Annotated in this window: 9 protein-coding genes and 1 pseudogene; 7 read left to right on the top strand and 3 right to left on the bottom strand. The window is 73.9% G+C overall.

The window, feature by feature from the left end; all coding sequences use genetic code 11:
* Positions 1-57: 57 nt before the first annotated feature.
* The 6 genes and pseudogenes from BZL64_RS33435 to BZL64_RS33410 all read left to right on the top strand — a co-directional run.
* A pseudogene (locus tag BZL64_RS33435) lies at positions 58-1221 on the top strand (4'-phosphopantetheinyl transferase superfamily protein); the annotation flags it as partial.
* Positions 1218-1535: an acyl carrier protein gene (locus BZL64_RS33430; RefSeq protein ID WP_086772852.1), complete on the top strand. Its 318-nt coding sequence runs from the start codon at positions 1218-1220 to the stop codon at positions 1533-1535. The pseudogene BZL64_RS33435 and the gene BZL64_RS33430, both read left to right, overlap by 4 nt.
* Positions 1536-1537: 2 nt before the next feature.
* Positions 1538-2380, top strand: a complete 843-nt coding sequence (locus BZL64_RS33425) for an alpha/beta fold hydrolase (RefSeq protein WP_086772851.1) — start codon at positions 1538-1540, stop codon at positions 2378-2380.
* Positions 2377-3549: a glycosyltransferase gene (locus BZL64_RS33420; protein WP_086772850.1), complete on the top strand. Its 1173-nt coding sequence runs from the start codon at positions 2377-2379 to the stop codon at positions 3547-3549. The genes BZL64_RS33425 and BZL64_RS33420 overlap by 4 nt, the downstream gene beginning before the upstream one ends.
* Positions 3546-4631 carry a class I SAM-dependent methyltransferase gene (locus BZL64_RS33415; protein ID WP_208639573.1) on the top strand — a complete coding sequence of 362 codons (1086 nt, stop codon included), beginning with the start codon at positions 3546-3548 and terminating at the stop codon, positions 4629-4631. Before BZL64_RS33420 ends, BZL64_RS33415 begins: the two co-directional genes overlap by 4 nt.
* 313 nt (positions 4632-4944) lie before the next feature.
* Complete coding sequence (locus tag BZL64_RS33410) at positions 4945-5892, top strand: alpha/beta hydrolase fold domain-containing protein (RefSeq protein ID WP_086772849.1); 948 nt, start codon at positions 4945-4947, stop codon at positions 5890-5892.
* 20 nt (positions 5893-5912) lie between these two features.
* Here BZL64_RS33410 and lhgO read toward each other — a convergent pair whose 3' ends face one another.
* Together lhgO and BZL64_RS33400 are read right to left on the bottom strand one after the other, a co-directional pair.
* On the bottom strand, positions 5913-7121 hold the full coding sequence (lhgO, locus tag BZL64_RS33405; protein ID WP_086772848.1) for an L-2-hydroxyglutarate oxidase: 1209 nt from the start codon (positions 7119-7121) through the stop codon (positions 5913-5915).
* 125 nt (positions 7122-7246) lie between these two features.
* Positions 7247-9178 (bottom strand): laminin G domain-containing protein, encoded by a 1932-nt coding sequence (locus BZL64_RS33400; RefSeq protein WP_086772847.1) that lies wholly within the window; start codon positions 9176-9178, stop codon positions 7247-7249.
* 167 nt (positions 9179-9345) lie between these two features.
* Between BZL64_RS33400 and BZL64_RS33395 the strand changes: the two genes are divergently transcribed.
* Positions 9346-9690, top strand: coding sequence for a cupin domain-containing protein (locus tag BZL64_RS33395; RefSeq protein ID WP_086772846.1), 345 nt, complete (start codon positions 9346-9348; stop codon positions 9688-9690).
* Here BZL64_RS33395 and BZL64_RS33390 read toward each other — a convergent pair.
* Positions 9680-10534 (bottom strand): LacI family DNA-binding transcriptional regulator (locus tag BZL64_RS33390; RefSeq protein WP_107430392.1); only part of this gene is annotated, 855 nt, incomplete at its 5' end. The two genes, BZL64_RS33395 and BZL64_RS33390, sit on opposite strands and share 11 nt — an antisense overlap.

Here is a 10534-nt window from a genome sequence, read left to right as displayed (position 1 = left end):
CAGCGCTCGTCGTAGAGCTGGGCGGCCGTGTGCTCGGGGACGCGTTCGGAGACGGGGTCGGCCGCCCAGCTCTACGACGAGCGCTGGATGTTCCACGGTCCGGCCTTCCAGGGCGTCACGGAGCTCACCGCGATCGGCGACCGGCATGTCCGGGGCGTGATCACGACCCCGCCCGCGCCCGGCGCGCTGCTGGACAACGTCGGCCAGATCCTCGGCTACTGGATCATGGCGACCCGCACGGCCCGGACCGTCGTGTTCCCGGTCGGCATGCGCGAGCTGCGCTTCCACGGGCCACATCCGGCGCCCGGCACCGAGGTGGCGTGCCTGGTGCGGATCACCTCGCTCACCGACACCCTGCTGGAGGCCGACGTCCAGCTGACGGTCGACGGCACGGTGTGGGCGGAGCTGTACGGCTGGCAGGACCGCCGCTTCGACAACGATCCGAGGACCCGTCCCGTCGAGCGCTTCCCGGAGCGCAACACGCTCTCCGAGGCGCGGCCGGGCGGCTGGTCGCTGCTGCACGAGCGCTGGCCCGATCTGGCCTCCCGCGAGCTGATCATGCGCAACTCGCTGGCCGGGCCGGAACGCGTCCGGTACGCGGAGCACGCCCCGCGCGGCCGACGGCAGTGGCTGCTGGGCCGGATCGCCGTCAAGGACGCCGTACGGCAGTGGCTGTGGGACCAGGGTGAGGGGCCGGTCTTCCCCGCCGAGCTGCGGGTGCACAACGACGAGGCGGGCCGGCCGTACGTCACCGGGACGCACGGCCGGATCCTGCCGGCCCTGGACGTGTCGCTGGCCCACTGCGCGGAGGCCGGTGTCGCGATCGTGCGGCCCCACACACCCGGACCGGGGCCCGGCATCGACATCGAGGAGGTCACCGAGCGCACGCCGCAGACCCTGGCCGCCGCCCTCGGTCCCGCCGAGCTGCGGCTGCTGCACGCCCTGGCGTCCGACGGGTCGCAAGCCCTGTGGTTCACCCGTTTCTGGGCGGCGAAGGAGGCCGTCGCCAAGGCGGAGGGGACCGGGTTTGACGGGCGGCCACGGGACTTCGCCGTCCTCGACGCCGACCCGGCCGGCGACCGGCTGACCGTCGCGGGCCGCCTGGAACGCGCCTACACCGTGCGCTGCGCCCCGGCCGCCAACCCGCCCCACCTGCCGGACCGCACCTATGCCGTGGCCTGGACGACGGGTCCCGCCGAAGCGAAGGAGAACCGCCGATGACCCCCCACACCTCCGTCACCGCCGACGAGGCGACCGTCCTCGCCGATCTGACCGGCCTGCTCGCCCGGCTCATGGAGGACGAGTACGGCCTCGACGACCTCGTGATCGGCCCCCGTACGACCTTCAACCGGGACCTGGAACTGGAGAGCATCGACCTCGTCACCCTGGCCGGGCTGCTCCAGGAGCGGTACGGCGACCGGGTCAACTTCGCCGAGTTCCTGGCCGGCATGGAGTTCGACGAGATCATCGAACTGACCGTCGGACGCCTCGTCGAGTACGTCGTGGCGAGCCTGAAGGCCGCGGAGGCGAGCTGACCATGGCCATGGTCGACACCGGCGCCGTCCGGTTGCACGTGCAGCGGATCGGCCCCCGCGACGGACGGCCGGCAACCGCCACCCTGGTACTGGTGCACGGCCTGCTCACCGACAGTCTGGCCAGCTACTACTTCACCGTGGCCCCCGCGTTCGCCGCCGCGGGCCTGGACGTCGTCATGTACGACCTGCGCGGCCACGGCCGCAGCGAACGCCCCGCCGACGGCTACACCCTGGACGACGGCGTCGACGACCTGGAGGCGCTCCTCGACCGCCTCGCGGTGACCGGCCCGGTGCATCTGGTCGGCAACTCCTACGGCGGGACGGTCGCGTTCGGCTACGCGGCCCGGCATCCGGAGCGGGCCGCCAGCGTCACCCTGATCGAGTCCGAACCGGCCACCCCCGCCTGGGCGGTGAAACTGGGCGGCATCCTGGACCGGGTGGTGACGCAGCTCGCGCACAACGAGACCGACGCCATCGCCTGGATCACCGCGCACCGCGGCCACAACACCGCCCGGCTGGCCAGGGGCGCGGCCCGCCTCGCCCGCGACACCACCCTGGGACGGGACATCCCGGCCAGCCGCGTCCTGACCGAGGAGCAGATCACGGCGGTGCGCTGCCCGGTGCTCGGCGTGTACGGCGGCGACTCCGACCTCGCCGAACTGGCGCCCTGGCTGGAGGCTTTGCTGCCGGACTGCCGGACCGTGGTGCTCGCGGGGCACGAGCACTCGGTGCTGGTGGAGGCGGCCCCGGCGGTGGGCGACCAGGTGCTGGCGCTGGTGCGGGAGGCCGAACGAGCGGGGGCCGAACGAGCGGGGGCCGAGCGGACGGGGGCCGAGGTCCGGTGAGCCGGTTCCTCTTCGTCGTACCGCCGTTGACCGGGCACATCAATCCGGTCGTGGGCGTGGCGGCCGAACTGGCCGGACGGGGACACCGGGTGGCGTGGGCGTGCTCCGACCCCGCGCTGGTCCGACGGCTCGCCGGCCAGGACGCGGGCGCGGGTGCCGAGGTGTTCGCGTGCGCCGGAGCGCCGGAAGGGAGCCGGCCGCCCGAGCTGCGCGGGCCGGAGGCGCTGAGGTTCCTGTGGGAGTGGTATCTGCTGCCGCTCGCCGAGGCGATGGCGCCGGGTGTGCGGGCGGCCGTCGGGGAGTTCCGGCCGGACGTGGTGGTCGCCGACCAGCAGGCCTTCGCGGGCGCGCTGGTCGCGGAACGGCTCGGGGTGCCGTGGGCGACCTCGGCGACCACCTCGGCCGAGTTCACCGATCCGCTGGCGGGACTGCCGAAGGTCCGCGAGTGGCTGGCGGAGCGGCTCGCCCTCCTGCGCGCCTCCGTCGGGGATCCGGCGGGCCGGGCCGATCCGCGGTTCTCGCCGCGTCTCGTCCTCGCCTTCAGCGCACCGGAGCTGGCGGGCCCCGCCGACGGGGTGCGCTGGGTGGGCCCGTCCGTCGCGGCCCGCCCCGCCGGGGCCGGATTCCCCTGGGAGTGGCTCGACGCCGGAAGAACGACCGTGCTGGTGACGCTCGGCACCGCGAACACCGACGTCGGCGCCCGCTTCCTCGACGTGTGCGTTCAGGCGTTGCGCGAACGGGCGGACCGGGTGCAGGGGGTGGTCGTCGATCCCGGCGGCACCCTGCGGACGCCGGGCGGCGACAAGGACGTACTGGTCGTGCCGTCCGTTCCCCAACTCGCCCTGCTGGAGCGGGGGGTGGGCGCGGTGGTCTGCCATGCCGGACACAACACCGTGTGCGAGGCGCTGTGGCACGGGGTTCCGCTGGTGGTGGCCCCGATCCGCGACGACCAGCCGGTGGTGGCCGGGCAGGTCGCGGAGGCGGGGGCCGGGGTGCGGGTGCGGTTCGGCCGGGTCGGCGCGCGGCGGCTCGGCGCGGCCCTGGACGCCGTACTCGACGGACCCGGTCACCGGGCGGCTGCGATGCGGATCGGCGCCGCCTTCCGGGCGGCCGGCGGGAGCCCCGCGGCCGCGGGCCATCTCGAAGAACTCGCCAGGGAGTTGTCATGAGCGACGAGACCGAGCGCGACACGAACATCAGGCCCGGCGACCGGATCGCCGCGCTGCGCCCCCGTTACCGGGCCGATCTCGCCGCCGGCCCGGACCGCTTCTTCGAGCCGCGGCGCACCGACTGCCCCTGGTGCGGCTGCGACCGGCTGACCACCCGGCTGCGCACCACGGACCTGCTCCAGCACAAGCCGGGCCGGTTCGTCCTGGACCGCTGCGAGGGCTGCGGGCACACCTTCCAGAACCCGCGGCTCAGCGCGGCGGGGCTGGAGTTCTACTACCGGGACTTCTACGACGGGCTCGGTGAGAAGAAGCTCGGCGACACCTTCGGCGGGCGCACGAAGATGTACCGGGGGCGGGCCGAGTCGATGCTGGCGCACGACGCCGGGCCCAAGACCTGGCTGGACGTCGGCACCGGGCACGGGCACTTCTGCGCGGTCGCCAAGGAGGTGCTGCCGGGGACGGCGTTCGACGGGCTCGACTTCACCGACGGCGTCGAACTCGCCGAACGGGAGGGCCGCGTGGAGCGCGGCTACCGGGGGGCGTTCCCCGTCCTCGCGCCCGAGCTGACGGCCCGTTACGACGTGGTGAGCATGTTCCACTACCTGGAGCACAGCACCGACCCCGACCGTGAACTGCGGGCCGCCCGCGAGGCCGTCCGGCCCGGCGGACATCTCCTCATCGAGGTCCCGGACCCGGAGAGCCGGTACGCCCGCCTGCTCGGCCGCTGGTGGCTGCCGTGGCTCCAGCCGCAGCACCTGCACTTCGTGCCGGTGGCCAACCTGCGCGAACGGCTGACGGACCTCGGGTTCACGGTGGTCGCCGAGCAGCACGCCGAGCCGCACGACCCGGTGGATCTGCTGGCGGCCGTATGGCTGGCGCTGGACCGCGCGGCACCACGCGAGGACGCTCCCTGGCTGCCGGAGCCGCCGGGCGCGCTGCGCCGCACGCTGCGGGCCGCCCTGTTCCTGGCCGGCGTTCCGGTGCTGATCGCGGGCACGCTGCTCGACCGGTTCGCGGTCCGGCCGCTGTCGCACCGGCTGGGCGTGTCCAACGCCTACCGGATCGTGGCGCGGCGCGACTGAGCGCGACTGCGGTGGGGCCAGGGGGGTGTGCGGGTGTCGTCGCCGTGCTAGTTTCAGCCCGACCGATCGCCAGGATTCCTGTCAATGGCAGGCGATCGGGGCCTAGGCCTGTCTGACAATTCCCGTCGTCGCCCGGAGGGCGGCCGCGCGGCGTCAGGTGCGTGCTCTCGGCGTGCCGGGCGTAGACCCTCGTACTGGACGTACCTGGGTCTGTGCCCGGTGCGGCGAGAGTGCGTGCATGGCGTCGCGCGGCAGACGGGAATTGCCAGACAGGCCTAGCGGCCGACGGTACGGTCCGACGAACGGAAAGCCCATGTCCCTCCTGGCCAGACCCGCGGTGGCGACCCGTGCCGCCAAGACGATGCAGGGCCTCACCCGGCTGGCGGGCCGCCGCTCCGACGGGCCCGGTTCCACCGCCACGTGGCAGGCCCGCTTCCCCGCCTACCCGCGTGACGCCCGCGAGGCGACCGTGCCGACGTCCGTCGCCCCTGCCCCGGTCACGATCTACGCGCCCCCGGCCGGCACGGCCGCACGGCCCCCGGTCCATGTCAACTTCCACGGCGGCGGCTACGTCATGTCGATGCCGGAGATGGACGACGCGCTCTGCCGGATCCTCGCCGTCGAGGCGGGCGTGGTCGTGGTCAACGTGAAGTACGTCGTCGCCCCGCAGCACCCCTTCCCGGCTCCGACCACGCAGGCGTACGACGTGGTCCGCTGGGTCGCCGGACACGGCGCGGAGCAGGGCTGGGACGGCGGCCGGCTCAGCGTCGGCGGGCAGAGCGCGGGCGGTGGGCTCGCCGCCGCCGTGGCCCGCCAGTCCCTGGAACAGGACGGGCCCCCGCTCGCGCTCCAGGTGCTGCACTACCCCCCGCTGGACCTCGCGACCAGCGCCCGCGACAAGAAGGCCAACATCACCAAGCCGATGCTGCGGCCCTGGATGGCGGACGTCTTCGACACCTCGTACGTGCCGGACCCGCGTCTTCGCGCCGACCGGCTGGTCTCGCCCGCCGGCGCCTCGGACACCGCCGACCTGCGGGGCATCGCCCCGGCGCTGGTCATCACGGCGGAGTACGACCTGCTGCGCGCCGAGGGGGAACGCTACGCCGGACGGCTGGCCACGGCCGGCGCCCTCGTCGAGCACCACGAGGTCGCCGGGGCCGACCACGCCTACGACAGCAAGGACGACGAGAAGGCCCGCGCCAGCTACCTTCTGATCGCCCGTCACCTGCGGCGTGCCACCGCGGCGCCCGGCGTCTCCTGACCGTCCGACGCACCTTGCTCTCAGGTGGTGCGGCCGGTCCCGAAGACGGCCGCGGTGACGTGTTCGGCGATCGCCATCGAGGCGGTGGCGGCGGGCGAGGGTGCGTTGCGCACGGCGGTGACGCGGCCCACCCGGTGGATGCGGAAGTCGTCGACGAGCGTGCCGTCACGGTCCACGGCCTGGGCGCGGACGCCCGCCCCGCCGCGCACGACGTCCCGGACGCCGACGCCGGGAACGTACAGCCGGGCGTCCCTCATGAAGGCGGCCATGGAGAAGGAGCCGCGGTACTCCCTGATGCCGGTGCGCCAGTGGCGGGCCGCCATCCGCCAGGCGCCGGGATAGGCGGCGAGGCCGAGGAGATCCCGCGGGGAGATCCTCCCGCGGGTGTAGCCCTCCCTGGCAAGGGCCAGGACCGCGTTGGGCCCCACCTCCACCGTGCCGTCGACGCGGGGCGTGAAGTGCACGCCGAGGAACGGGTACCGCGGGTCGGGCACGGGATAGACCAGGCCGCGGACGAGGTTCCTCCGCTCCGGCTTGAGCAGCATGTACTCGCCCCGGAACGGGACGATCCGCGGTTCGGGCGTGTCCCGCGCGAGTCGGGCCACGGCGTCGGAGTGCAGGCCCGTGCACAGGATCAGCCGGTCCACGCGCACCCGCTCCTGCCCGGACGCCACCTCGATGCCCTCGGGCCTGTCGCTGATGCCGGTGACGGGAAAACCGAGCCTGACCTCGCCGCCGGAGTCGACGACGTCCTGGGCGAACGCGCGGGCGATCGCCGGGTAGTCGGTGATCGCGGTGCGCGGGGAGTGCAGGGCGGCGACCCCGCCGGCGTTCGGCTCGATCTCCCGGATCTCCTCGCGGGAGATCCGCCGCAGGTCGGGCACGTGGTTGTTCCTGGCCCGCTCGTAGAGGGCGTCCATCCGCCCCACCTCGTCCGCGCGGACGGCGACCACCAGCTTGCCGATCTCCTCGTACGGCAGCCGGCGGTCCTGGCAGTACTCGCGCAGCAGGGACACCCCCCGCACGGTGAGGCCGGCCTTGAGGCTGCCGGGCGTGTAGTAGATCCCGGCATGGACGACACCGGAGTTGTGGCCACTCTGGTGGAGCGAGACCGCCCGCTCCTTCTCCAGGACCACGACCCGGGTGCCGGGCCGGTTCAGGGCGATCTCACGGGCCGTGGCCAGCCCCACGATGCCGGCCCCCACGATGCCGATCGTCTCGTCAGCCATCGGCGCGCCTCTCTGTGCTCATCATCCGCTCAGCCCCTCCTCGTCCCGTCGAGCAGGGCCGGGCGGTGCTCACCTCACGCGGGTGCGCACCGCCCGGCCCCCGGCCGCGGCTCGCCGGGTGACTCTCAGCCGCCCACGACGACAGCGATCTGCTGGGGCGACGCCATGGCACCCACCCAGACCCGGACGCCTGTCACCCGTGCGGGCAGACGATCCGTCCAGGAGCCGGCCTCCGTCACGGCACCGACAGTGAAATCACCCGACCCCGGAGTCGCGGTGAACGACACGGCACCGCCGTTACGGGCCGAACCGACGTACAGCTCGATCATCGCGTCCTGTGCGTCATGCACGCCGGTCAGCCGGACCGGGCCGTCCAGCCTGGCCGGCTCGTCGGAGGTGACCGCCGTCTGGCTTCCGTCGGCGTTCCGGCGGCCGAAGCGCCATGCGCCCACGGGGACCGTCACCTCCTCCAAGGTGTCCGGGTCCAGGACAGTCTGCGTCCCGGTGACCTGGTACCACAGGCCCCAGACGGAACCGTCGGCCGAGCGCCGGCCGAGAACCTGCCCGACAAAGCCGACGGGCTTCGTGGAGATCGCCGCGGCGTCCAGCGTGACCTCGGCGCTCACCGTGAAGGAACCCGCGTCGTCCACCAGCGGCCCGTCCGCGGTCGCCGCGCCGTCGACGCCGTCCAGCACGATCGCCCGGCCGTCCAGGGTCGCACTCCCGGACAGCAGCAGCTCGGGAGCGTAGCCGGAGGCCGTATCGGCGAGCGTGGCGCCGCTCTGCCCGGTGGCGGACCAGTCTGCCACCAGCTTTACGGCGTTGTAGCCGGCGTTGACGACGACCCGTGCCTCGTCGCCGATCTCGGTATCGGTCAACGGCCGCTGCCAAATGGCGACTTCGTCCAGCGACCCCGCGAAGTACCCGGCGTATCCGGTGGACGCCGTGGCGGACGCGGCCCGGCCGAACTCGAGCGGGCCGTCCTCCGCCACCAGGGCCACGGCGCTCTCCTGCGCCTGGAGCCGGCCGTTGACGTAGAGGCGGACCTGGCCGGCCGCCGCGTCGTACATCGCCGCCAGGTGGGTCCACACTCCCGCGACCGCGGGCAGGCCGGCCGTCACGGTCACCTGTCCGAGACCGCCTTCCGTGTCGTTGCGCAGCGCCCAGGTACCGCGCGCACCGTCGTACAGCAGGCGCAAGCCGCCACTGCCGCCTTGCGCCAGCACCACCTGGTCGGTGCTGCCCAGGGTTTCCGGGCGAACCCACGCCGACAGCGTGTAGGAGGCGCCGGCCTCCACCACAGGGCCGTCCGTGGCCGCGTACCCTCCGGTGCCGTCCAGCAGAAGGCCACGGTCGGTGACCGGGTCGGTCAGTGGCACGCCCTGGGGGTCGTGGGTGATCAGGCCTCGCCGCCCCCGTTCGTCGCGGGTCGCACCGCCTGACAGGACCGCGTCGTGACGAGCCCCCTGCGAGGTTCCCGAGTCGAGCGCCGCGCCCTCCGCCTCGGCGAAACGCCAACGGCCGCTCTCGCCGTGACCCTCCGCCACCTTGAAGGACACCCGCGTGCTCGCGCCGAGGCGGCCCCGTCCGACGTCGTCGCGTGCCCGGACGTCGAGGAAGTGCAGGCCGGAGCCCTGCGGAGTCAGGGTGACGGTGGCGGTGGCCCCGCTCACCGTCCGCCATACGCTCTCGGACGAGAGCCGGTAGTCGTACGAGACGACGTCGGTGTCGGCCTCGTTCGGAGACAGGGTGAACGTCACGTCCACGCCCGGCCCTCCGGCCGCCCGGCAGTCGTTCGCCAGGCACTCGCTGTACGGAGCCGCGATCCTCACCCCCGGCGCCCCCGGCGCCGTGCGGTCGGGCTCACCGTCGTCCCGTCCGTGCCCCGCCCGAGCCCGTTCGTCCGCGGAGTACGACGGCTGCCCCCCGGTCGCCGCGTGCGCCATCGGTGCGGCGGGCGTCAGCATGACCACCGCCAGTACGACCGCGGTGCCGGCCGACCGGAGGCGTCTCCGGCCGAGCCCGTTCCCCTCGGTTTTCTCCCACCCCAGCGACACGAAGCCCCCACCCTCACGATCTTGACATGGTCACGCGATTCAATAGGGCTCCTCACGAAGCGTCAAGGAGATTGCGGGACCGGCCCCGACGACATGTCCCGGGACCGCGTCCGATACCGCACACAGTGTCAACCCCGCCCGCGCACCCCCCTCGCTAGGGTCACCCCATGACACCCAGCTTCGCGCTCCACATCGCCGATGCCGATCTCGAACCCGAGCCGCTCGACCCCGGGCAGATCGTGTCCGGGGCGCCCGAGGTGAGCGGCAAGGTGGTGTGGGAGTCGCCGGACGGGCGGCAGGTCCGGGGGATCTGGCAGATCACGCCGGGAGTCGTCACCGACACCGAGGCGGACGAACTGTTCGTGGTGATCAGCGGCTCGGCGACCGTCGAGGTCGAGGGCGGGGCCACGCTGCGGGTGGGGCCCGGCGACCTGGCCGTACTGCGGGCCGGCGACCGGACGACGTGGACCGTGCACGAGACCCTGCGCAAGGCGTACGCCATCACCCTCTGACGGTCCCCGGCACCTGCGGCGGCCCCGTCGTGCCCCGTACCTCCAGCGTCGGTTCCGCCAGTTGCAGGCGGCCCTCGCCGCCGGGCCGCTCCAGACGGTCGAGGAGGCAGCGGGCGGCGCGGCGGCCGACCTCGTGGCCGGCGTGGTCGACCGTGGTGAGCCACAGGTGGCGCAGGCGGGAGACGCTCGTGTTGTCGTAGCCGACCAGGGACACGTCACGGGGGACGGAGAGGCCCAGTTCCTCGGCGGCGGAGAGGGCGCCGACGCACGCGATGTCGTTGACGGCGAAGACGGCGGTGGGCCGGTCGGGCCGGCTGAGCAGCCGTACGGTGGCGCGGTAGCCGCCCTCCTCCGTCATGTCGCACGGCTCGACCGGCGCCCGCTCCCCGAGCCCGTGCTCGCGCATCACCGACGCGAAGGCGCTGCGGCGCAGCTCGCCGACGGCGCCGTACCCCGCGAGGTGCGCGATCCTGCGGTGGCCGAGGCCGATCAGGTGCTCGGTGACCAGCCGGGTGCCGCGTTCGTCGTCGCCCGCGACGACGTCCACGCCCGCCGGGACGGCCTCGCGCGCGCCCGCGACGACGACCGGCATGCGGGCGGCGACCGCGTCGAGGGCGGCCGGGTCGGGCAGCGTGCCGACGACGACCAGGCCGTCGGCCCGCAGGTCGAGGAAGGGTCCGGCGAGGTCGTGGCCGACGCGCCGGTTGAGCCGGGCGTCGGCGAGCAGCATGTGCAGGCCGCTCGCGGACAGCAGCGAGTCGAGGCCGTCCAGGAGGTCGACGTACCAGGGGTTGCGCAGGTCGTTGAGGAGGACGCCGACGACGGGGGTCCCCCCGCTCGAGCG

The sequence above is a fragment of the Streptomyces bobili genome (assembly GCF_002154575.1).
GTDB lineage: Bacteria > Actinomycetota > Actinomycetes > Streptomycetales > Streptomycetaceae > Streptomyces > Streptomyces bobili.
Note: the sequence above shows the minus strand (reverse complement) of the source record. Positions and strands in the feature narration are given on the sequence as shown.

Coding starts and splice junctions, on each gene's coding strand:
- BZL64_RS33430 (WP_086772852.1), top strand. CDS start 1,218: ATGACCCCCCACACCTCCGTCACCGCCGACGAGGCGACCGTCCTCGCC.
- BZL64_RS33425 (WP_086772851.1), top strand. CDS start 1,538: ATGGCCATGGTCGACACCGGCGCCGTCCGGTTGCACGTGCAGCGGATC.
- BZL64_RS33415 (WP_208639573.1), top strand. CDS start 3,546: ATGAGCGACGAGACCGAGCGCGACACGAACATCAGGCCCGGCGACCGG.
- BZL64_RS33410 (WP_086772849.1), top strand. CDS start 4,945: ATGTCCCTCCTGGCCAGACCCGCGGTGGCGACCCGTGCCGCCAAGACG.
- lhgO (WP_086772848.1), bottom strand. CDS start 7,121: ATGGCTGACGAGACGATCGGCATCGTGGGGGCCGGCATCGTGGGGCTG.
- BZL64_RS33395 (WP_086772846.1), top strand. CDS start 9,346: ATGACACCCAGCTTCGCGCTCCACATCGCCGATGCCGATCTCGAACCC.